The following is a 21,670-nucleotide window of genomic DNA, read 5'->3' as shown; positions in this document are numbered from 1 at the left end:
AGCGGCGCGCAAAGCAAATGTGAACACGTACAGTGCGAATGCATCAGGGGCAGCAAGCCTCTTCCAATATTGGGCGCCATAAGCGCCCGCATGGTGTAAAGGTGCGAACGTATGGGTTTGGATTTCAGCGACAAGGTAGCGATTGTGACGGGGGCCGGCGGCGGGCTGGGGCGTGAACATGCATTGGCGCTGGCCCGGCGCGGCGCCAAGGTGCTGGTCAATGACCCGGGTGGCGCGGTGGACGGGCAGGGCAATTCCTCCGCCGCCGAGAAGGTGGTGCGCGAGATCGAGGCGCTGGGCGGCATCGCGATGGCCAGCCATGCCTCGGTGACCGACTGGCCGGCCGTCCAGGCCATGGTGGCCCAGGTGATCGAGCACTGGGGCCAGATCGACGTGCTGGTCAACAATGCCGGCACCTTGCGCGACAAAAGCTTTGCCAAGATGGAGATGGACGACTTCCGCGCCGTGCTGGAAGTGCATCTGATGGGCAGCGTGCACTGCTGCAAGGCGGTGTGGCCCTTCATGCAGGCGGCCAACTATGGCCGCATTCTGGTGACGACCTCGTCATCGGGCCTGTTCGGCAATTTTGGCCAGAGCAACTATGCCGCTGCCAAGATGGCGCTGGTCGGCCTGATGCAGACCCTGGCGCTGGAAGGCGCCAAGTACAACATCCATGTGAATGCGCTGGCGCCGACGGCTGCCACGCGCATGACCGATGGCCTGCTGGCGCCCGAGATGCTGCGCGCGCTGCGGCCCGAGCTGGTCAGCCCCGCCATGCTGGCCCTGGTGCATGAGAGCGCGCCTACGCGGACGATTCTGTGTGCAGGCGCTGGCAGCTTTGAGGCCTCGCACATCACGATGACGCGCGGGCTGCATCTGAGTGCCGACAGCGTGCCGGTCGATGAGATGGACCTGCATCTGTCCCAGCAATGGGCCGAGCTGACCGACCGCCGGGACGACATCGTGCCGGACAACGGCTTTGTCCAGGGCGATCTGGAAATCCGCAAGGCCCAGCAAAAGCTGCACTGAGGCGCTGGCCTGCATCGCGCGTTGTGTGCGCTAGCCCGGCGAGGACTGCCGGGCTTTTTCGCAGTGCAGAAAACAACAATGCGGGCGATCGCTACACGTTCTTACCAAGCCGTGCTGCGGGTATCGGGCTAAATCCCGAAGCCCGGTCAGGCTGAGCGTGCAATACTCTGCCAGTCGCCGGGCAACCTGCTATCGTGCAGCCCGGCTTTGACAAGAACAACGCAGATGAACCATATCCAAGAACGTATTGATGCCATTGGCGCGCAGCGCCTGCTGCACATGGGTCGCGGCATCGAGAAAGAAGGCTTGCGCGTGAACGATGAAGGCGCGCTGGCCCTCACGCCACACCCGGCCGCTTTGGGCTCCGCGCTGACGCACAGCAGCATCACCACCGATTTCAGCGAATCGCAGATCGAGATCATCACCGGCGTGCACCAGGATGTGCAGGCCTGCCTGGATGAGTTGGCCGAAGTACACCAGTACGTCTACCAGGTGCTGGAGGCCAATGACGAGCGGCTCTGGATCTCGAGCATGCCTTGCTCGCTGCCCTCGGATGAGAACATTCCGCTGGGCCGTTTTGGCACCTCGCACATTGGCCGCTCCAAAAGCATCTACCGCATGGGTCTGGGCCACCGCTATGGCCGCCGCATGCAGACCATCTCCGGCATCCACTACAACTGGTCGCTGCCGGGCGTCAGCAGTGAGGCCTACTTCGGGCTGATCCGCAACTTCCGCCGCCAGGCCTTTTTGCTGCTCTACCTGTTTGGCGCGTCGCCGGTGCTCTGTCCCTGTTTTGTGCAGGGCCGCCAGCACCAGCTCCAGCCCTTGGGCGATGGCCAGGGTGCGCTGCATCTGCCGCATGCCACGTCGCTGCGCATGGGCCGTCTGGGCTACCAAAGCGATGCCCAGGCCTCGATCAGCGTCAGCTACAACAACCTCAAGGGCTATGCCGATTCGCTCTACGGCGCCTTGACCCAGCCGTACCCGGCCTATGAAAAGGTGGGCATCCTCAACCCCGGTGGCGAGTACAACCAGCTGGGCACCAGCCTGCTGCAGATCGAGAACGAGTTCTACGGCACCATCCGCCCCAAGCGCACGGTGCAGCGCGGCGAGCGCCCGCTGCATGCGCTGCGCGAGCGCGGTGTGGAATACGTCGAAGTGCGCTTGATGGACATCAATCCCTTCGACAGCATGGGCATCTCGGCACCGACGATGCGCTTGCTGGACATCTTCCTGCTGCACTGCCTGCTGAGCGACAGCCCGCCCGATTCGCCGGCCGAAATCGCCGAGATGAAGCACAACCAGCACATGGTCGCCGAGCGCGGCCGTGAGCCAGGCCTGCAGCTGCAGCGCCAGGGCAAGGAGGTGCTGCTGACCGACTGGGCCCAGGAGGTGCTGCAAGCCTGCCAGCCGATTGCTGCGGCGCTGGACCAAGCGCATGGCAACACCGACTACAGCCAGGCGCTCAAACATTCCCAGCAGCTGCTGGCCCACCCGGAGCAAACGCCATCGGCCCAGGTGCTGGCGGCGGTGAGCGAGCAGTACGGCACCTCGTTCAAGGCCTTTGGCGCTGCCCAATCGCAATGGGCGCGCGAGCAGACCTTGGCCCGCCCCTGGAACGACGCGCTGACAGCCAAGTACCAGCAGCTGGCGGCCGAGTCGATCCAGGCGCAAAAGGACATGGAAGCGGCCGACACCGTGCCCTTTGAAGAATGGCGCCAGTGCTATATGTCGCCTGAGCACCTGGTCGTGTCCTAATCCTGCTGATGCCCAAGAGCCCGCTGCTGCGGGCTTTTTTGTTGCTGGCCGAGGCCCCAGTCTTGGCGCAGAATGCAAAAGCTTGCAAGAAGCCTGGCGCTTCTGTTTTGATAGCTCCCCGCGTTGGCTATCATTTGTCCGACATCTTTTGGTGTTGATTTCTCGTATTGTTGTTCCATGGCGCATTTCTCTTCCGACCGCAGCTGGCGCACGTTCAAGCGTGGCCTGCTCAACCACTATGTGCTCAACGGGCTGGAAGTGGCGCTGGGCCTCTTTCTGGTCACAACCCTGGTGCAGCTGATCTGGGGCACGCAGCATGCGGCGGCGGCCTCGGTCGGGGTCATCGTCACCATCGTGGTCGACAACCCGGCGCCGCGCCGGGGCAAGTTCTGGCGCATGCTGCCTGCGCCCTTGCTGGGGGCGCCGCTGTTTTTCATGGTGCAGCTGATGCACCAGCACCTGGTGCTGCTGGGCCTGGTGGCCGTGGTATCGACCTTTCTGGGCTTTTTGTGGATGGCCTGGGGCAAGCGCGGCGCGCCGATCGCGATTGCCGTGGTGCTGGCCATGGTGCTGGGCATGTCGGTGCCCAAGCCGGCCGAGGGCCAGCTTCTGGCCGCAGCGGCCGAGTCGACGATGTTCTTCAGCATCGGCGCTGGCATGTTCCTGGTGTATGCGGTGATCGCCAACACCTTGCTCAATTTCCGCTACCGCGTGCAGTTCATTGCCGATACCGTGCTGTCGCTGGCCGCCTTGATGCTGGAGCAAGCCCGCATGGTGCTACCCGAGGCGGCCCGCCATGTCGGGCTGGAAGGCGAGACGGTCGATGGCGAAGCCTATGGCGACAACCTGGCCGACCGCAATTTTGGCAAGTTCTCGCGTGGCGGCGCACCCCAGCAGCACATGGGCCAACTGATGGCCCGGCACGCGGCCTTTGCCGACCAGCTGCAAGCCGCCCGCGACATTGTGCTGGAGAGCCCACGCACGCCGCGCCGCCAGCGCCTGGCTGGCATGCTGATGCAGATGCTGGAGATCCGCGACCACCTGCTGGCCTGCGAGCTGGACCTGGAGCATTTGCGCAAGGCGCCCGAACAGGCGCCGATGCTGCTGGCCCAGCAGGCCATGCTGCGTGCGCTGGCGATGGAGGTGGTGCACCTGGCCGACAGCCTGCTGCTGGGTCGCAAGCCCCGGGCGATGAGCAACCTCGATGCCTTGCTGCGCCCCATGCAGATGGCCTGCAAGTTACCGACGCAGCGGCTGGAAGAATCCCTGCCCGACCACTATGACACCGATGTATCCCCCCAGGCGCTGTCGCGTGAGCTGAGCGAGCGCATTGTGCGCATCCATGAAGAGGTCAATCGCTTGATCGGCCTGGGCCGCGACGAGATCGAGCCTGATCTGGCCGTGGTGCGTGCCAGCTGGCAGATGTTTGTCAGCCCCACTGCCTGGTCCTGGACGCCGTTCAAGGGCCTGATGAGCTGGGATGCGCCTCCCTTGCGCCATGCCATCCGTGCGGCGCTGGCTATTGCGGTGGGCTACCTGGTGGTGCAGGTGCTGCCCTGGAATGCCCATGCCTACTGGGTGCTGCTGACGATTGTGGTGGTGCTGCGCGGCAGCCTGGCGCAGACGCTGGAGCGGCGCACGGTGCGGGTGCTGGGCACCTTGCTGGGCTGTGTGGCCGCGCTGGCCATCTTGTCGGCGCATCTGTCACCGCTGGGCCTGATTCTGTGCCTGACCCTGGCACAGGGCGTATCGCACGGCTTTGCGCTGCGCCGCTATTTGTTCACTGCGATGGGCGCCACGGTGCTGGGCCTGGTGCAGGCCCATATGCTGCATGCCGGTGGCAGCACCACCTTCCATATGTTTGAGCGCGTGGTCGATACCTTGATCGGCACCGGCATTGCCTGGGCCTTTGCCTATGTGCTGCCGTCCTGGGAGCGTTCGCAGCTGCCGGCGCTGGTGCAGCGGGTGCTGAAAGCCCAGGCCGCCCATGCCAGCACCTCGCTGGCGGTGGACCAGTTGCAGGCGGTGGACAATGCGCCCGAGTTGGCCTGGCGCCTGGCGCGGCGCGAAGCTTATGACAGCCTGTCCGCACTGATCCAGGCCGTCGACCGTTCGCTCAAGGAGCCGCGCGCCGTGCAGCCACCGCTGCAGGCGCTGGAGCTGTTCCAGGCCCATTGCTACCAGCTGCTGGGCCAGATGTCCTCGGTCAAGATCATGCTGATGATGCGCCGGGGCCAGACGCCGTCACCGTTTGCGGTGCAGCAGCTCAAGGACACGGCCGCCACCATCGACGCCTGCCTGCTGCAGGCACCGCCGCTACCGCCCGCCGGCGAAGGCGAGGCCCAGCGCCCGGCCAAGATGCCGGCGCCCGAGCGTGTGCCGGGCCCGGAAGACCGCGACCAGCTCATTCCCTGGCTGATGCGGCGCCTGGCCACGGCGCGCATTCTGGCCAGCCAGCTGCAGCAGGATGCGGTGCAGATCCGCCAGCTGCTGGCGCTTGAGGAAACCTTGCCGCCGGTGCAGGCAGAAGCTACACAGACGGCATCTACGTAATTGTTTAAGCGGAGCGGCGAAGGTCTAAGGCTGCAGCGCCTCCAGCGCGCATTCCTGCCAGTACATCGCCGCCGCAAAAAAGCCTTCCCAGACGCAGCCATTGCAGCCCCGGCCACAACAGGTGGTGGGCGCTGCCGGCGGCTCGCGCAGGCTGATCTGCCGGGCGCTGGCACTGGCCTGCAGCGCGGCAAAGCACTGGCGTGCCTCGCGCAGGCTGCTGAGCGGCTGGATGCTGGGAAGGGCAGGGTTCACTGCTCGGGCCGGGGCGGCACGGCCTTGCGGCGCAGGCCAAAGCGCAGCACAAAAGCCGCGCCCAATACCAGGGAAAACCAACCCACTGCCGGAGCCTTGGCGAAAACTCCCTGCACAATATCGCCCTGAGCGACATAGGGCGAGACCACGATCACCAGCCCTATCAAGACCAAGATGATGCCTTTGATGAGCAGGTCCTGATCGGATTTGCGCTGCGCATCCCACTGGCGTTGAGATAAAGAAGACATGGCAGCATTATCCGGCACAGCGCGCCTGCGTGCGCACCGCCTGCCTGCCATTCCCCCCGAAAGCAAGAGTATGAGTATCCAATGGTTCCCCGGGCATATGCACCTGACGCGCAAGCTGATTGCCGAGCGCATCAAAGACATCGATGTGGTCATCGAGGTGCTGGATGCGCGCATGCCAGGATCAAGCGCCAACCCGGCACTGACCGAGCTGACCGGCCACAAGCCCACGCTCAAGATCATCAACAAGCAGGACATGGCCGATGCCAGCCGCACCGCGCAATGGGTGGCCTGGTACGAGGCCCAGCACGAAACCAAGGCCTTGCCGCTGGATGCCAGCGAGCCGGCACCGGCCAAGCGCCTGGTGGAGGCCTGCCGCCAACTGGCCCCTGGGCGCGGCGGCCTGGCCAAGCCCATGCGCGTGCTGATCTGCGGCGTGCCCAATGTGGGCAAGTCCACCCTGATCAACAGCATGAGCGGCAAGGGCCAGGCCAAGGCCGGCGACGAGGCCGGTGTGACCAAGGACGAGCAGCGCATTGTGCTGGCCGATGACTTCTACCTCTGGGACACCCCCGGCATGCTCTGGCCCAAGATCATCGTGCCGGAGACGGGTTACAACCTGGCGGCCTGCGGATCGGTGGGCCGCAATGCCTATGACGACGAGCTGGTGGCGCTGGAGCTGCTGCTATACCTGCAAAAGCATTACGCCCGCCAGCTGGACGAGCGCTACAAGCTGGGCCTCGACGATGACGAAATGGCAGCGCTGGCGGATGACGAGCTGTTGACCCTGATTGGCAAGAAGCGCGGCGCGGTGATGAGCGGCGGGCGCATCAACATGCAAAAGGCGGCGGAGCTGCTGATCACCGACTTTCGCACCCAGATGCTGGGCCGCATCACCGTGGAGACCCCGGCAGAGTTCGAGCAATGGCGCGCTGCCGGTGAGGCGGCCGAGGCCTTGCAGCAGGCCAAGAAGGCCGAACATGCCAAGCATCGCAAGGCCGGCCGCAAGCGCTACTGATCCGCATGCGCCAGAGGTGGTTTTGGCCGCCTTTGGCGTGTTGCTGCGTTTTATGCGCACAAAGCCGCGCAAAAGAGGCGGAAGCCAGCGGTTGCCGCTGAGTTTTATGCAACAGCCTGTATATGGGGCTTGCCAAATCAACAAATTACCGCTATAGTCCACCCTTCGTCTTCTTATCGCTGCAGCAACGAATGACCTTCTGCAGCGCACCATTGGGAGTTTTTGCTATGTCCTGTTTCATGTTCAACCCTCTCCACTGAACACGGTTTCTGCCCCGGCTAAACCATGTTCATATGGTTTAGCCTTGGCCCAGATCGCCGCCTGCACACTGCAGTCGGGATCGACAAAAGCCCTGGCTACTTCGCCGGGGCTTTTTGTTTTGGGGTTTTGCTGCGCCAGCCACCAGGCCATCGGCGCGCCAGGCCCCTGAGGAACCGCACAGATGAGTGCAAAAACTGTTTCCCGCGCCTTTGAAGAGGGCCGGGTCAAGGCCTTGCGTCGCATGAAGCAACCTATCGCGTTGCTGATCGTGGCCGATGCCACTCCTTTCAACCCTGTTGCCAAAGCCATGGCCCAGCGGCGTCTGTCTGGCGCTGCGGGCAAGCACATCCGCAGCCAAGGCGCCCAGCGCCGTGCCGACCGGATGGCCTTGCAACAGATGACGCGCCGCGCCGACCCCGGGGATTGAGCCACAGCGCTGGATGAAGAGAAAAATCAGATGAAAGAAATGAAAACCTCCCCGGAGCTATTGCTTCGCGTACAGATGCATGAGCGTCAGCAAAACCTGCAGGCCATTGCGGCCCAGCTGAAAACCGAATTGATCGGTATTGATGACGTGATTGACCGTGTGACGGGCGCCGTGCGCGCCTGGTATGTGATGCCCCAGCTCATTACCCGCCCTGTGATTGTGTGCCTGTGGGGATTGACAGGCACGGGCAAGACCCAGCTGACGCGCCGCCTGGCGCAGCTGCTGGGTTTCTATGATCGCTTTGTCGAAGTCCAGATGGACGGCTTCAGCCAGAACGGTGACAGCTATGGCGCATCGACCATCTCTGGCACGCTCGAGAGTGCTGGTTTGGTGGAGGGTGCGCCGGGCATCCTGGTGCTCGATGAGTTCCAGCGTTACCGCACGGTGAGCAGCCGTGGCGATGACAGCAAGGTCGAGCGCTACCAGGATGTCTGGGCCTTGTTGTCGGATGGCAAATTGCCGCCTGCCTTGTCGGAGCTGCACAGCATCGAGCGCAAGCTGGCGGATGCGCTCTACGACGCCGAACGGGCCGAAGAGGACGATGCGCAGGAGCGGCACAAAAAGCAGAAAATGCGCTACAAGATCGATGCCTGGGACGCGCAGGCACTCAAGCGCAGCCTCAAGCTTGATGCGCCCTTGCTCGAGATCATGCAGTGGAGCAATGACTACATTCACCAACTGCTGATCCAGTTCCGCAGCTCCCAGCAATCCTGGGAGACCGATTACAGCAAGCTGCTGGTCTTTGTCTGTGGCAACCTCGATGAGATGTACACGGACACGGCCAGCCGCGTCGAAGACTGCGACACCGACGCTGACATTTTTCACCGGCTTACCAGCCGCTTGTCGCTGATCGATGTCAAGCGTGCGCTGGCCGAACGCTTCAAGCCCGAACAGATCGCGCGGCTGGGCAACCAGCATGTGATCTACCCGTCGTTCAGCCGCTCGGCCTACGAGCAGCTGATTGCGACGACGGTGCACAACTATGTGCAGGGCATCGAGGCCAACTGCGGGCTGCGCTTTGTCATCGGCAGCGATGTGCTGGCGCAGATCTACCAGAACGCCGTCTTCCCCACCCAGGGCACGCGGCCGCTGTTTTCGTCGGTGCACACGATCCTGTCGAGTGCGCTGGTGGATGCGGCGCTGTGGGCGCTGGAGCAGGGCGCTCAGGCGGGCCAGCAGTTGCAGGTGCAGATGGCCGCTGGCGCGGCGCAACTGCAGGTACAACTGGCGCTGCCGGACGCAGCTGCGGTGCTGCAGCAATGCTTTGCCGTGCCGCTGGATCTGAACAAGGTCAAGCAGCGCACCAGCGCGGATTTCCGCGCGCTGCTGGCGGTGCATGAGGCGGGGCATGGCCTCGTCTATGCGCTGCTGTTTGGCCGCACGCCGCAGGAGCTGAAGATCAATATTGCGACCTTCGAAGGCGGCTACAACAGCTTTACCGAGCTGCAGGTCACCTCGCGGCGCAATATGCTGGACATGGTCTGCGTGGGCCTGGCCGGCCGCGCGGCCGAGCGCCATGTGTTTGGCCAGGAAGCCTGTACCACCGGGGCCGAGCAGGACATCCTGCAGGCCACGGCGGATGCGGCGCGCCACCTGCGCCACCTGGGTTTTGGTGCGCGCCTGTCACGCACCGATGTGGCCCAGGAGCCTGGCGACAACACCAATACCGAAGTGGCACCCACCAACGCCGGTATTGAAGCCTTGCTGCAAGCGCAAATGCTGCGTGCGCAGGACCTGCTGGTGCAGCACAACGCCTTGCTGATGGCGATGACGGCTTTGCTGCTGCGGGAGGGCCTGATCAGCCCGGCCGCGATGGCCCAGCTGTGTGCCGCGCATGGCCAGGTGGTGCAAGCCAGTGCGGCGCAGATCCCGGATGCCGCCGAACAAAAATGGGTGTTGGAGCCCTATGCCGACATGCTGGCCAGGCATGAGCAGCGCCCTCTGATGGCCTGATCAATCCAGCAATTAGGCAGATGTTTTTACGCCGCCCGCTGCAAAGCTGGCGGCGTTTTTTATGGGCGCTTATCGGGCCTTGGCAGGGGCGCTGGCATCGGCGCCCTTACCGGTCAGCTGCCGCACCGTGAAGCCCTGCTTTTGCAGCAGCTGCAGCAGGTTGTTGTCGCCCACCATGTGCAGCATGCCCACGGCAATGAAGAGCTTGGGCTGCGCTGCAATCATCGCCGGCAGCCGCTCGGCCATGCGCTGGTTGCGGGTGTCGAGCAGCGCCGCTTGCATGCCCACGTCGCCCAGGCATTGGCAGTCCTGCATCAGCTGCTTCAGCGCGGCCAGGTCACCGCTTTGCCAATAGGTGGCCAGCTGCTGGGCGACCTGGCGGTTCTTGCCGCTGTCGATATCGTCCAGCGCCTTGCGGATGTCGTCGGGCGTGGCCAGCTGCGCGGGCACGCCCTCGCCGCCCAGGCCCATGGCCAGCAACTGCTCCTGCGCCGTCTCGATGGCCTGCACCGGTCTGCCCACGGCATGCGCCATGGCGGCCAGGTTCAGGTCGATGCCGTAGGCCGGGTGGTAGCCGCTGCGTGCCATGTCCTGCATGCCCAGCGCGATCAGGCGGGCCAGGGTGGCGGCATTGGTTTGCCAGGTGCTCTGGTCCACACAGGATTCGAAGGCCATGCGGCCCATGCGCGTCTGCAGCTCGGGGTTCTGGCGCATGACCAGCTTTTGCCGGTCACTGTCTTCGCGCATTGCCTGGGTCAGGGCCTTCAAGGTGGCGGGGTCCACCGGGTCCAGCTCCAGCGCTATCGCGGGGGCGGCGCGCAGTGCTTGTGCGGTGCGCGGGCCGGGAAAGATCCAGGGCAGCTGGCCCACATGGATGCTGCCCCAGAGATAGGCGAGATCATCGCCCTTGCGCAGTTCCCAGAGCACGCCCCGATCGGGGTGCGGCTTGCGCGATTCCGCCTGGTAGACCGCTGGATCCTTGACGGCTGGGGCCGGGCAGGACGGCCTGTCCAACTGTGCCAGCTGCGGTGCTGGCGCGGCTGCAGGCGTGCGTGCCTGGGCGGCATGGCCGCCGGCGAGCAAGGCCAGGCCCAGCAGCAGCGGTGGCAGCAGGCGCAGGCTGCGCGCGGGGCGGTGGGGGAGAGGCGAAAGGGTTGCTGAACGCTGCAAAACGGGCTCCAGATCAGGGCCGCAAGGCCTGGCGTTGGTGCGAGCCCTTGCAGCGACTAAGCCTTAGCGCTGCGCCTGGGTATCGAACCAGCGGCGTGCCAGACGATCCCAGAACTTGGCGCCCAGGGCGATGTTGTTGTCGTTGAAATCATAGCCGGGGTTGTGCAGTCCCACGCCGGGCTGGCCATCGGCGCCATTGCCGATCCAGCCGTAGGCGCCGGGCACTTCTTCGAGCATGAAGCCAAAGTCCTCGGCCGTCATTGCTGGCAGCACATCGGTGTGGGCATGCGTGTTGCCGACCATCTCGCGCATCACCTCGCCCATGAAGAGCGCCTCCTTGCGGTGGTTGGTGGTGTTAGGGTAGCCGGGCTTGATGATGACTTCGGCGCTGGCAAAGTGCGCCTCGGCGATGTGGCTGGAGACCCGGTGCAGGCCATCGATGAGGAATTGCTGCGAGGCCAGGGTCAGGTTGCGGCAGGTGCCGTAGATGCGCGCCTCATCCGGGATGATGTTCTCCACCGTACCGGACTCGATCTTGCCCACGGTCAGCACGGCAGCATCGAGCGGATCGGTGCCGCGCGAGACCAGGGTCTGCAACTGGCCGACGATGGAGCAGGCGACGGGAATCGGGTCCACCGTGGTGTGGGGCAGGGCCGCATGGCCGCCCCGGCCGCGCACCACAATCTCAAAGCGCAGCGCGGCCGCCATGATGGGGCCCACGCGCACCCCCATCTGGCCCTGCGGCAGCGCCGGCCAGTTGTGCAGTGCGAACACCGCCTGGCAGGGGAACTGGGTGAACAGCCCGTCGTTCATCATCGCGCGGGCGCCGGCGCCGCCTTCTTCACCGGGTTGAAAGATCAGGTGTACCGTGCCATCAAAATCACGCTGGCCGGCCAGCAGCTCGGCGGCACCCATCACCATGGTGGTGTGGCCGTCATGGCCGCAGGCATGCATGCGGCCTGGGTACTGGCTGATGTGGCCGAACTGGTTGGTCTCCTGCACCGGCAGTGCGTCCATGTCGGCACGGATGCCGATGGCAGGCCCGGGGTTGCTGGCATCACGCCCCCGGCCATAGATGCTGGCCACAATGCCGGTGGTGCCCAGGCCGCGCACCATGGGGATGCCCAGCGCCGTCAGATAGGCTGCGATCTTGTCGGCGGTGCGGTTTTCTTCGTACTTCAGCTCCGGGTGCATGTGCAGATCGCGACGGAATGCAGTGAGCTGGTTGATATTGGGGGCTTGTTGCTGGTCGAGGTACATGGTTTCTCTCTCGTATCGGTGCAGGCGGCGACGGACCGCCATGCCAAGACTGCAAGCCTACCATTGTCCTCCTGTCTGCCGCGGGCATGCCCGCGACAGTGCATCGCGGGCAGTGCCTGGCAGTTTTTAGGCGGCGCTGGCCGTTGGGGCCACGGCGCCCGGATGGGACAGCCGGCGGTCAGCCAGCAAGGCCGCCACATTGAGCACGGCCAGCACCGCGCCGGCGATGCAGGCACCCGTCCAGCCGCCGTGGTGCCAGGCCCAGGCGCCGATGGCCGAGCCGGCCGATGCGCCGATGAAGTAGCCCGTCATATAGCAGGCATTGATGCGCGAGCGCGCCTCGGGTGCCAGGCGGTAGATGACGTTCTGGTTGCAGATATGGGTGCCTTGCAGTGCCAGCTCGATCACCAGCATGCCGACGATGAACAGGAACACCGAATGCTGGCTGTACCAGAGCAGCGCCCAGTTGACGACCAGCAGCAGCACCGAGAAGGCGGTGGTCGGGCGCTCCAGGCCCTTGTCGACCAGGCGACCTGCGGCATTGGCCATCAAGGCGCCGGCCACACCGGAGAGTCCAATCAACCCGATCGATGAATCACTCAAACCGTGCTCAGGGCCGCCGAGCATCAAGGCCATCGTGGAAAACAGCACGCTGACCGACGCAAAGGCCAGGCCGCCCAGCAAGGTGCGGGTGCGCAGCCGGGGCTGGGTGCGAATCAAGGTGGCCATGCTGCCCAGCACCTGGCCATAGGGCAGGCGTGCGCCGCTGTGTGCCACCTTGGGCAGCACCCGGTACAGGGCCAGCGCCACCAGCACCATGGCGATGCCGCCGACCTTGTAGACCAGGCTCCAGCCGCCCACGGCCGACAGGAGGCCGGCGACGGTGCGCGACAGCAAAATACCGGTGAGCAGGCCGCTCATCACCAGGCCGACGGCGCGGCCGCTGGACTCACGCGGGGCCAGGCTGGCAGCCATCGGCACCAGCACCTGGGCCGCGACCGAGAACAGGCCGGTCACCAAGGTGCCCAGCACCAGGGCGATAAATGGGGATGGCATCAGGCCAGCAAAACCGCTGACCAGCAGGCCCAGTGCGGCCAGCAGCATCAGACCCACGGTCAGTTTGCGGCGCTCCAGCATATCGCCCAGCGGCACCAGAAACAGCAGGCCGATGGCATACGACACCTGCGCGCAGGTCACCAGAATGCCGGCCGTGCTCTCGCTCACCTGCAGCGCATGGGCGATGGAGTTGAGCAGCGGTTGGTTGAAGTAATTGGCCCCTGCGCACAGGCCGCAGGCCGTGGCCATCAGCAGCAGCACGGCGGGGCTGAGCGTGGCGGTGGAAGTGGTTGAGGCGGGGCGGGCGGGAGAAGTTGTTGTTGGTTGATTTTGCACAGCGCGAGTGTGCGCGTATCAGAAAAACAATGTGCGCCCTTGGTTTTGGCGCAGCTGTTAGGGCGCCAAGCCCGGCTCGTCGCGCGCCCAGTCGGGGCTGCGCAGCAGGGCCTGCCATTGCTGCAGGCTGGGGTGAGGCAGCGACTGCGTGTCGGAAGTGCCGGCTGCCGGTGCTGTACTCGGCCAGCGCAGTCCGCTGTCGATATGCAAGGGCGCCTGGGTATAGGGGTGCTGCAAGGACAGCGACCAGGCATGCAGCCACAGCCGTTGCAGGCCCAGGCGCTCGGCCCACCAGCGGTTCAGCGGGCCTTTGCCATGCGTGGCATCGCCAATGATGGGGTGGGCGATGTGCTTGAGATGGCGGCGGATCTGGTGGCGGCGCCCGGTATGCGGCTCGGCTTGCACCAAGGACAGGCGGGTGCCGGCAAAGCGTGCATCGTAGGCCTCGGCGTGCTCCAGCGTGGCCAGGCGCGCAAAGCGGGTTTGGGCCGGCTGTGCGGGCGCATCTTCCGGGGCGTCATCGGGGCGCAGCGCGTGGTCCACCTCCGCATGCAGCGGTGCCCAGCCGCGCACCATGGCCAGGTAGCGCTTGTCGATCTGGTGGTTTTCAAACTGGCTGCGCGTGCGGCTGGCTGCCTCGGCATGCAGCGCCAGCAGCAGCACGCCGCAGGTGCCTTTGTCCAACCGGTGCAGCGGAAACACATGCTGGCCGATCTGGTCGCGCAAGGTCTGCACGATAAAGCGCGTCTCGCCCGCATCCAGGCCCGTGCGGTGCACCAGCCAGCCGGCGGGTTTGTAGATGGCCACCAGGTGCTCGTCGCGCCACAGCAGGGGCAGAGGGCAGTCCTGCGCATGGGTATGCGCAACAGCAGGGTTGATGGCGAGAGACATGGGAGGGCGGGTAGGTGGAGCGATGGTGCTGGGGTGAGTAGCTATGGATTTTATAGTGGCCGGGCCTCAAGACCTTTTGGACCACAGCCCGAACAACAGCATGCCGGCCAGCATGGCCACGCTGAAAATCGCTGCGGAATCCAGGCCCGCTGCCGTACCCACCAGCGCGGGCCCGGGGCAGTAGCCGGCCAGGCCCCAGCCGATGCCAAACAGCGCAGAGCCGATCAGCAGCGGTGCATCGACCGCCTGGCGTGTTGGCATCTGCATGGGCTCACCCAGCAGGCTGTGGCTGCGCCGGCGGGCCCATGCAAAACCGGGCAGACCCAGCGCTATCGCGCCGCCCATCACCAGGGCCAACGACGGGTCCCAGGCGCCGGCCAAGTCCAGAAAGGCCAGCACCTTCTGCGGATCGGCCATGCCGGACAGCAGCAGGCCCAGACCAAACACCAGGCCAGCGAGGGCAGCGATCAGGATAGTCATCGTTCTCTCCTTACAGAAGGTGGCGCACCACAAGCACGGTCGCAAATCCGGTGGCCATAAAGACCAGGGTGGCAACCAGGGAGCGCAGCGACAGCCGCGAGAGCCCGCAGACGCCATGGCCGCTGGTGCAGCCCGAGCCCAGGCGCGTGCCAAAGCCCACCAGCAGGCCGGCGAGCACCAACAGGGGCGAGGCTGCGGGGCTGCCGGCCGCTGGCAACGGCGCAAACCACTGGTAAAGCCATGGGGCTGCCAGCAAGCCCAGCACAAAGGCCAGCCGCCAGGCGCCGCCCTGCAAGCGCGAGGGCAGCAGCGCGGCCACGATGCCGCTGATGCCTGCAATGCGGCCATTGAACAGCACCAGCAGCACGGCAGCCAGGCCAATCAAGGCACCGCCGGCGAGGGCGCTCAGCGGCGTAAAGGCAGACAGATTGAGCGACATGGAAGGCTTTCTTGAGGGGGATAAATGCGCTGATCAGGCGGCAGGGCAGTACTGCGCATACAGCGTCTGCAGCAGCGCCAGCAGGCGCGCATCGGCCACCTGGTAAAAGATGTTCTTGCCCTCGCGCCGGGTACTGACCGCGTTCTCGCGCCGCAACACCGCCAGTTGTTGCGACAAGGTAGGCTGCAGAATGCCCAGCTGCGCCTCCATATCGCTGACGCAGCATTCGCCTTGGCTGAGGTGGCAGAGCAGCAGCAAGCGGTCTTCATTGCCCAGCAGCTTGAGGGCGGAGACGGCATGCTGCGCGGCCTCGCGCATGGCTTCGGGGGAGAGGGTGGCCTTGGAATTTGCAGACATGGGCGGAAGACTTGGTGCAGCGGGCTTGCCGAAAAGTTTGGTTTTTATTATATTGAAAGATATATTGTTTTGTGTGAATGTGTTTTGACCATGCGCTCTGCCCCTTCTTTTGGCGTCCAGGCCTTCTTTGATGCGGTGACCGGCACCGTCAGCTATGTGTTGCACGATGTGGCCAGCCGCGAGGCCGCCGTTATCGACCCGGTCTGGGACTTTGATGCCAAGAGCGGCCGCACCAGCACAGCATCTGCCCAGTGCATCGCCGACTACCTGCAGGCCGAGCAGCTGAGCTTGCGCTGGGTGCTGGAGACCCATGCCCATGCAGACCACCTGTCTGCCGCCCAGTGGCTGCGCATGCAGATGCCCGCAGGGGCGGTGCGCATTGCAGCACCGGTGGTGATTGGCCAGCGCATCACCCAGGTGCAAAAAGTGTTTGGCGGCATCTATGGCATGGAAGACTGCATTGCGCCGCAAGGCGCCGACTTTGACTGCCTGCTGAGCGATAGCGATGTGCTGGCGCTGGGCGCAAGCCGCATCCGCGCGCTGGGTGTGCCCGGCCATACGCCGGCGGACCTGGCCTATGCGGTAGAAGAGGCGGGCGAGGTAGCCGCCATTTTTGTGGGCGATACCTTGTTCATGCCCGACGTGGGCACGGCGCGCTGTGACTTCCCCGGCGGTGATGCGCGTGCGCTATACCAATCCATTGGCAGGTTGCTGGCGCACCCGCCGCAAACGCGGCTTTATGTCTGCCACGACTACCCACCAGACAGCCGCGCTGCCGCCTGGTGCAGCACGGTGGCCGAGCAGCGTGCCCACAATATCCATGTACACGATGGCGTGGATGAGGCGGCCTTTGTGGCGATGCGCGAGGCGCGCGATGCGACCTTGGCGATGCCGCAGCTGATGCTGCCCTCGGTGCAGGTCAATATCCGCGCCGGCCGCCTGCCCGATGCCGATGCACAGGGCCGGCGTTTTCTCAAGCTGCCGGTGGATGCGCTCTGAGCTTCGGTTTTAACGGCCTGCAGACTGGTACTGTGCGTCTTCGAAACGGTTCACCTTCCACAGACTGGGGAAGAGCCGCGTCCACAAGGCCACCACGGCCAGTGAGCACAGGCCGCCCGCCACCGCAGCGGGCACAGCGCCCAGCAGGGCGGCGCTGCTGCCGGCGCGGAATTCGCCCAGCTCGTTGGACGAGCCGATGAACAGCATGTTGACCGCGTTGACGCGGCCGCGCATGTTGTCGGGTGTGGCGAATTGCAGCAGCGAGCCGCGCACATAGACGCTGACCATATCGGCAGCGCCCGCCACAGCCAGCGCCAGGCAGGACAGCCAGAGCCAGTGCGACAGCGAGAACACCAGGTTGGCGATGCCAAACACGGCCACGGCCAGCATCATGCGGCGGCCCACCTGGGTGCCAAAGGGGCGGCTGCTAAGGTAGAGACCGGCGCAGACCTCGCCAATCGCCATGGCGCTGCGCAGCAGGCCTAGGCCTTCAGGGCCGGTGTGCAGCACCTCATGGGCATAGATGGGCAGCAGCGCCACCACACCGCCCAGCAGCACGGCAAACAGGTCGAGCGAGATGGTGCCCAGCACCATGGGGCGGCCAAAGATAAAGCGGATGCCCGCGCCAAAGCGCTGCCAGATCGTGTCGCGTGCAGCGCCGGGCTCGGTGGTGGCCTTGGGTGCCGCGTACAGCACCTTCACCCGCAGCAGCAGCACGGTGCCGATCGCAAAGGCCAGCATGCAGACGGCATAGGTCCACACGGCCCCGCCAGCGGCATACAAAAAGCCGCCCAGCATGGGCGCGCCAATGGCCGAGCAGCGCATCACCACGCTGTTGGTGGCAATCGCCTTGGGCAGCAGCGCCATCGGCACCAACTGTGGCAACAGGCTTTGCAGCGATGGGCCGGAGAAGGCACGCGTGGCGCCATACAGCACCAGCACTGCATAGATGCCTGCGACCCCGGCATGGCCATGGCCCGACAGCCACAGCAGCAGCGCGCTGCAGACACTGCCCAGCGCCCAGCTGGTGGCCAGCACCTTCTTGCGTGGCAGCCTGTCGATCAGCTCGCCCGCAGGCAAGAGCAGCAAGAGCATGGGGATGAACTGCGCCAGGCCCACAAAGGCGAGGGCCATCGGGTTGCGCGTGAGGTCATAGACCTGCCAGGCCACGACCACGGCCTGGATCTGGGTGGCGCCGACGGCAAAGACCCGCGCGATCAGAAAAGTAAGAAAGCCGCTGTGCTGGTCGCGCAGCAGCGGCGGAGGGGCGGAGTTGGTGGTCGCTGGCATGGGGTGGGGCGCAGCCTGCGCTGGTGCAGCTGCTGCAACCGCTGGATGGTTGTAGGTGTTTGTGGCGCCATTCTGCCATGCCTGCTCAACTCTTATATAAGAGTTGGGCTTATCCATGCGGCAAGCAGGGCATGCCCAAAAGCGTGGCATGGGCACAAACGCCGCTGCGATGCGCGCCTTGCGTCAACCTGGGCCGCAAAAACCAAACCCCCAGTCACCGCTGGTGGGCGACTGGGGGTTGGTGGTTTGGATTTAGCTGGAAGCCTTTAACTGGCAATAGCTCCGAGCTGCCAGACCTCCATCTCAGCTGAGTGAGCGGGCGCTGTCAACAGCACCCGCTTGCGCCATCAAGGGGCCTTGGCGGTCTCGACCGTCAGGTCCAGCACATAGGCGTAGCGCGAGGCATCGGCAGGCGGATTGGCGATTGTGTAGCGCTTCACACGCAGCACATTGCTGTAGCCGGGCTCGTGTTGGTAGCCTTCGATGTTGCCGTAGAAGTGCTGCCAGTCGCCGGCCACGGTCTTGCGGCCGTTGCTGTCATAGCGCAGCTCGCGCACCTGCAGACACTGCACGCCCTTGGCCACGCCGTGGTTGCAAGGCTTGGTCTGGGGGCCGACTTCGTAGAACATGGTCTCTCCGGCGCCACCGTACTTGGTCTCGTTGGTGGGCACCGACTTCAGCAGCCAGCGGCTGCCGTCGTTGAACTGCAGGGTCAGGCGTGGCGCATTGTTGTCTTGCGTGATGCGCAGGCTCTCAGCGCGCGTGATCTGTGCGCTCACCGCTTGCTCCAGCTGCATCAGCGGTGGCTCGCAAGCCATCATCGTGCCAATCGGGTTGGTGATGCTGATCTTGTCGCCATCGAGCTGGTAGCCCGCGCCCATCACATTGCAGAGGTTGCCAATGCTCACGCGGTGCGCCGTCTTGGCATCGCCGCTGAAGCCCAGGCGCAGCACCTTCTTGGGTGCCAGCGCGGTGAAGGCCGGCAGTGCGCGGCCGGACTGGTCTTCGGCACGCTCCAGATCCCAGTGGTAGGCCTGCAGGGTCTTGTCGTTGGCAGATGCGTTCATGGCGGGTGCGGTGCTGCCTGCAGCCGGTGCCGCAGGCGTGGACGATGGGGTGCTGCTGCAGGCGGCCAGGGCCATCGCTGCGGCTGCGCTGAGGCTCATCAATTTCCAACGTTGCATATTAAGTTTTTCCTTATTAGAGGCAGCGGACTCGCGTGCGCTGCAGTTGGTGAAAGCAAACCTAGAACGTGTTTACGATCTCTACGCAGCCGCGTTGGAGTGCAATCGGGATGAGTTCGAAGGGCTGGTCCGCAGCTTGCACCGGGGTGCAAGCAAGGGCCAGCGCGCAGAAATCGCCCGATTTCACTCCAACCCGTAGGGACAGTGGCTTTGCGGGCGGTCTGCGTCGTTGCAAATCCTCGCAATAGCGCGGCTATTGCTGCGGTGTTGCGCCTCGCATCCCATCCCGCAAAGACACTGTCGCGGCGCGAGGAGATCGTAAACACGTTCTCAGCTTGCCATCCTAGGGGCTGCCAGCAAGCGCTGGTGTAGGCCAAGCTTGGCGCTTGGCAGCCTGCGTTATGCCTGCTGTCGCAGCAGCGTCTGCCTAAAACTTAGGCGCATGAAAATTATTGAAGCAAGTCAATGGCTTGCCATCTTGTCCAGAGCCTTGTCCACATGCTGACCCACAGATATCTGGGATAACCACAGCTCCCCGCATCAAGCGGTCAGAAAGAGGGCGGGGTCGACCATGCTGCGGTTGAGCATCACGCCCCAGTGCAGGTGCGGGCCGGTCACCCGGCCGGTGGCGCCAACCTTGCCGATGATCTCACCCGCGCGCACGCTCTGGCCCACGGTCACCTGGGTGGCGCTCAAGTGGCAGTACATCGTCAGAAAGCCGCCGCCATGGTCCATCCAGATCGTGTGGCCGTTGAAGAAGTAGTCGCCCACATCGATGATCTTGCCCGCCAGCGGTGCCTTGACGGGTGTGCCAGTCGCGGCCGCGATGTCCATGCCGCTGTGCGGATTGCGTGACTGGCCGTTGAAGACGCGGCGCAGCCCGAATGAGCTGGAGCGCCTGCCGGGCACGGGCACCGGCAGCTGCAACTGTGCGGGTAGGGGCGCGCTAAACGTGGCCATCACCGTTTGCTGGTGGTTGCGCTCGCGCTCGTAGCGGGCATTGTCGGCGGCAGACAGGTCCACCGTCTTGGGGGCGACCTTGAGGCGCTGCTCACTGTATTTTTTGTCGCGCACGGTATAGGCAATGCTGCGCGGGCCGCTCGCCGTCTGCAGCCTGATCTCGGCCGGCCCCGGGGTTGCCGACAGCGGTATGCCCACCAGCGCCGTCCACTCGATCGCATCGCCGAGCACCAGCAGCGGGATGTCGGCCGCAAAGGCCTGGGGTCGCTCGGCCGCAGGGCCCAGCGACAGGCGCGCCACCCCGCCCGGAACGCGGGAGTCCGCAGGCCAGCCATCGCTGGCCGCGGCCTGCGCGCCTTGCAACCAGGGCAGCAGCACCAGGCCACTGCCGGCCTGAAGCAGGCGGCGCCGTTGCAGCTGGGTGGGGGCGTTCTTGCGGTGGAGTTCAGACATGGCCATGGGCATCAATAAGCTGGTTGAATATGCTTTTAAAAGCATAGCGCGTTGTGCTTTTCTATCTTGGGCAAATGCCGCGCATAATATGCAAAATTTGGTAAACCAGAGCGCTGCTGTTGGCGCCCATCTTGGTGACTGTTAGCATGCAAGACCGCCGATGCCTTGCGCTGTACAGGCGTTGGCTGACAGCGTGCCTGCGCCGCATCCGTTACAGTGGTGCGGCTGGGCTGGCATCCCTGTCGTCCAGGTCATCATGTTGTTTCGGGAGTTCGTTTCGTTCATGTTGGGCAAGCATTCAGACCTACTTTTATTGGCTGCATCCACTGGTTGCAAGCCGCGCCGCCCTTTGGCGGCCTGGTCCCTGGTAGCGGCCCTGGCGCTTGCGGTATCGGGTTGTGGCAGCCTGGACCGAGAGGCCGACAGCCACCGCTACAACGTCGTGGCCAATGAAACCTTTGGATCGTCTGCCACCTATTCACGCCTGTTTGATGCGCCGCCTGAGCGCGCTTGCGAGGCCGCACGCCGTGCGCTGCTGAGCCAGGGCTACCTGATCAATGTCTCCAAGGCTAAAGAAGTAGAAGGTCAGAAGAGCTTCCAGCCTGCCACTGACAATCACCAGATCATCACCATCCGCGTGGTCTGCGCAGCCGACAGCAAGGACGGCAAGGTCACCCTGGGCTTTGTGTCTGCGCTCAAGGACACCTACAACCTCAAGAAGAGCAGCAACTCGGCGAGCGTCGGTGTGGGCGCATTGGGTTCGTTGTCGCTGCCGTTCTCTGCCGGCAATGATTCCATGGTCAAGGTCGGCAGCGAGACGGTGAGCTCGGCCACCTTCTACGACAGCTTCTTTGACCTGATCAAGTCCTACCTGCGCCAGGACGATGAACTGCGCCAGCAAAGCCTGACCGGCGACGAAGAGTTCGTCGAGTAATCCTGCGCAGCGGCTTGTTTAGCAGGTCGCCCAAGCCGCAACAGAAAAGCCCGCCATCGTGAAGATGACGGGCTTGTTTTTTGCACGTGGCCAGTGACTGGCCACGCCGCTTCTCGCCTCCTAGAGCCGCTAAGACGACCCAGCAAACCGAAGGTTTGCGGTTGAGACTAGGCGTCAAGCCGCAGGCAGTACAGACGTACGACAAGGCTTGGCAACGACGTATCAAGGGTTGTGTTAGGTTCTATGTTTTTCGTCAAGCAGCGTTTGGCAGCAACTGTTTCGGGTTGAAGGTTTCTTGGCCCTTC

Annotated in this window: 22 protein-coding genes; 8 read left to right on the top strand and 14 right to left on the bottom strand. The window is 64.4% G+C overall.

The window, feature by feature from the left end:
- Positions 1 to 111 precede the first annotated feature (111 nt).
- Positions 112 to 1,029, top strand: a complete 918-nt coding sequence (locus EDF71_RS18515) for an SDR family NAD(P)-dependent oxidoreductase (RefSeq protein ID WP_133858032.1) — start codon at positions 112 to 114, stop codon at positions 1,027 to 1,029.
- 225 nt (positions 1,030 to 1,254) lie between these two features.
- Entirely contained in the window at positions 1,255 to 2,787 is a 1,533-nt protein-coding gene (gshA, locus tag EDF71_RS18510) for a glutamate--cysteine ligase (protein WP_133858031.1), read from the top strand.
- On the opposite strand, the gene EDF71_RS18505 is transcribed toward gshA, so the two are convergent.
- Positions 2,784 to 2,966 (bottom strand): hypothetical protein, encoded by a 183-nt coding sequence (locus tag EDF71_RS18505; protein ID WP_133858030.1) that lies wholly within the window; start codon positions 2,964 to 2,966, stop codon positions 2,784 to 2,786. The two genes, gshA and EDF71_RS18505, sit on opposite strands and share 4 nt — an antisense overlap.
- On the opposite strand from EDF71_RS18505, the gene EDF71_RS18500 reads away from it, so the two are divergent.
- Positions 2,965 to 5,340, top strand: a complete 2,376-nt coding sequence (locus EDF71_RS18500) for an FUSC family protein (RefSeq protein ID WP_133858029.1) — start codon at positions 2,965 to 2,967, stop codon at positions 5,338 to 5,340. The two genes, EDF71_RS18505 and EDF71_RS18500, sit on opposite strands and share 2 nt — an antisense overlap.
- 24 nt (positions 5,341 to 5,364) lie before the next feature.
- Here EDF71_RS18500 and EDF71_RS18495 read toward each other — a convergent pair whose 3' ends face one another.
- Positions 5,365 to 5,592 (bottom strand): oxidoreductase-like domain-containing protein, encoded by a 228-nt coding sequence (locus EDF71_RS18495; protein ID WP_243854359.1) that lies wholly within the window; start codon positions 5,590 to 5,592, stop codon positions 5,365 to 5,367.
- A complete protein-coding gene (locus tag EDF71_RS18490; protein ID WP_021027316.1) occupies positions 5,589 to 5,840 on the bottom strand; it encodes a hypothetical protein in 252 nt (83 codons plus the stop codon). Before EDF71_RS18490 ends, EDF71_RS18495 begins: the two co-directional genes overlap by 4 nt.
- 70 nt (positions 5,841 to 5,910) lie before the next feature.
- Between EDF71_RS18490 and ylqF the strand changes: the two genes are divergently transcribed.
- Positions 5,911 to 6,855: a ribosome biogenesis GTPase YlqF gene (ylqF, locus tag EDF71_RS18485; RefSeq protein ID WP_133858028.1), complete on the top strand. Its 945-nt coding sequence runs from the start codon at positions 5,911 to 5,913 to the stop codon at positions 6,853 to 6,855.
- A gap of 243 nt (positions 6,856 to 7,098) precedes the next feature.
- Here ylqF and EDF71_RS25105 read toward each other — a convergent pair whose 3' ends face one another.
- Positions 7,099 to 7,266, bottom strand: coding sequence for a hypothetical protein (locus EDF71_RS25105; RefSeq protein WP_166656583.1), 168 nt, complete (start codon positions 7,264 to 7,266; stop codon positions 7,099 to 7,101).
- Between the two features lie 31 nt (positions 7,267 to 7,297).
- Here EDF71_RS25105 and EDF71_RS18480 point away from each other — a divergent pair, with 31 nt between their 5' ends.
- Both EDF71_RS18480 and EDF71_RS18475 read left to right on the top strand, forming a co-directional pair.
- Entirely contained in the window at positions 7,298 to 7,543 is a 246-nt protein-coding gene (locus EDF71_RS18480) for a hypothetical protein (RefSeq protein WP_133858027.1), read from the top strand.
- 39 nt (positions 7,544 to 7,582) lie between these two features.
- Positions 7,583 to 9,556, top strand: a complete 1,974-nt coding sequence (locus tag EDF71_RS18475; protein WP_133858026.1) for an AAA family ATPase — start codon at positions 7,583 to 7,585, stop codon at positions 9,554 to 9,556.
- A 69-nt stretch (positions 9,557 to 9,625) separates the two neighbouring features.
- Here EDF71_RS18475 and EDF71_RS18470 read toward each other — a convergent pair whose 3' ends face one another.
- From EDF71_RS18470 to EDF71_RS18440, 7 genes are all read right to left on the bottom strand, one after another.
- Positions 9,626 to 10,726, bottom strand: a complete 1,101-nt coding sequence (locus EDF71_RS18470) for a TraB/GumN family protein (RefSeq protein WP_166656582.1) — start codon at positions 10,724 to 10,726, stop codon at positions 9,626 to 9,628.
- A 63-nt stretch (positions 10,727 to 10,789) separates the two neighbouring features.
- On the bottom strand, positions 10,790 to 11,986 hold the full coding sequence (locus EDF71_RS18465; RefSeq protein ID WP_133858024.1) for a M20 aminoacylase family protein: 1,197 nt from the start codon (positions 11,984 to 11,986) through the stop codon (positions 10,790 to 10,792).
- A gap of 126 nt (positions 11,987 to 12,112) precedes the next feature.
- The gene (locus tag EDF71_RS18460; protein ID WP_133858111.1) at positions 12,113 to 13,291 is read right to left on the bottom strand and encodes an MFS transporter; all 1,179 of its coding nucleotides are present in this window, start codon (positions 13,289 to 13,291) and stop codon (positions 12,113 to 12,115) included.
- A gap of 144 nt (positions 13,292 to 13,435) precedes the next feature.
- The gene (locus EDF71_RS18455) at positions 13,436 to 14,269 is read right to left on the bottom strand and encodes a pseudouridine synthase (protein WP_133858023.1); all 834 of its coding nucleotides are present in this window, start codon (positions 14,267 to 14,269) and stop codon (positions 13,436 to 13,438) included.
- Positions 14,270 to 14,335: 66 nt separating this feature from the next.
- Complete coding sequence (locus tag EDF71_RS18450; protein ID WP_133858022.1) at positions 14,336 to 14,749, bottom strand: DUF6691 family protein; 414 nt, start codon at positions 14,747 to 14,749, stop codon at positions 14,336 to 14,338.
- Between the two features lie 10 nt (positions 14,750 to 14,759).
- Complete coding sequence (locus EDF71_RS18445) at positions 14,760 to 15,188, bottom strand: YeeE/YedE thiosulfate transporter family protein (RefSeq protein ID WP_133858021.1); 429 nt, start codon at positions 15,186 to 15,188, stop codon at positions 14,760 to 14,762.
- A 33-nt stretch (positions 15,189 to 15,221) separates the two neighbouring features.
- Positions 15,222 to 15,545 carry a metalloregulator ArsR/SmtB family transcription factor gene (locus EDF71_RS18440; RefSeq protein ID WP_133858020.1) on the bottom strand — a complete coding sequence of 108 codons (324 nt, stop codon included), beginning with the start codon at positions 15,543 to 15,545 and terminating at the stop codon, positions 15,222 to 15,224.
- A 90-nt stretch (positions 15,546 to 15,635) separates the two neighbouring features.
- Between EDF71_RS18440 and EDF71_RS18435 the strand changes: the two genes are divergently transcribed.
- Positions 15,636 to 16,544: an MBL fold metallo-hydrolase gene (locus EDF71_RS18435; protein ID WP_133858019.1), complete on the top strand. Its 909-nt coding sequence runs from the start codon at positions 15,636 to 15,638 to the stop codon at positions 16,542 to 16,544.
- Positions 16,545 to 16,553: 9 nt separating this feature from the next.
- Here EDF71_RS18435 and EDF71_RS18430 read toward each other — a convergent pair whose 3' ends face one another.
- The 3 genes from EDF71_RS18430 to EDF71_RS18420 all read right to left on the bottom strand — a co-directional run bounded on the left by EDF71_RS18430 (position 16,554) and on the right by EDF71_RS18420 (position 20,431).
- Positions 16,554 to 17,834: an MFS transporter gene (locus EDF71_RS18430; RefSeq protein WP_133858018.1), complete on the bottom strand. Its 1,281-nt coding sequence runs from the start codon at positions 17,832 to 17,834 to the stop codon at positions 16,554 to 16,556.
- A 347-nt stretch (positions 17,835 to 18,181) separates the two neighbouring features.
- Positions 18,182 to 19,018 (bottom strand): META and DUF4377 domain-containing protein, encoded by an 837-nt coding sequence (locus EDF71_RS18425; protein WP_208301086.1) that lies wholly within the window; start codon positions 19,016 to 19,018, stop codon positions 18,182 to 18,184.
- Between the two features lie 540 nt (positions 19,019 to 19,558).
- Positions 19,559 to 20,431 carry a M23 family metallopeptidase gene (locus EDF71_RS18420; protein ID WP_133858017.1) on the bottom strand — a complete coding sequence of 291 codons (873 nt, stop codon included), beginning with the start codon at positions 20,429 to 20,431 and terminating at the stop codon, positions 19,559 to 19,561.
- 349 nt (positions 20,432 to 20,780) lie between these two features.
- On the opposite strand from EDF71_RS18420, the gene EDF71_RS18415 reads away from it, so the two are divergent.
- Complete coding sequence (locus EDF71_RS18415; protein WP_243854358.1) at positions 20,781 to 21,365, top strand: DUF2242 domain-containing protein; 585 nt, start codon at positions 20,781 to 20,783, stop codon at positions 21,363 to 21,365.
- Positions 21,366 to 21,670: the final 305 nt, after the last annotated feature.

The sequence above is a fragment of the Comamonas sp. JUb58 genome, from assembly GCF_004364775.1.
Lineage (GTDB): Bacteria > Pseudomonadota > Gammaproteobacteria > Burkholderiales > Burkholderiaceae_C > Comamonas.
This window is presented reverse-complemented; position numbering and strand designations above follow the sequence as displayed.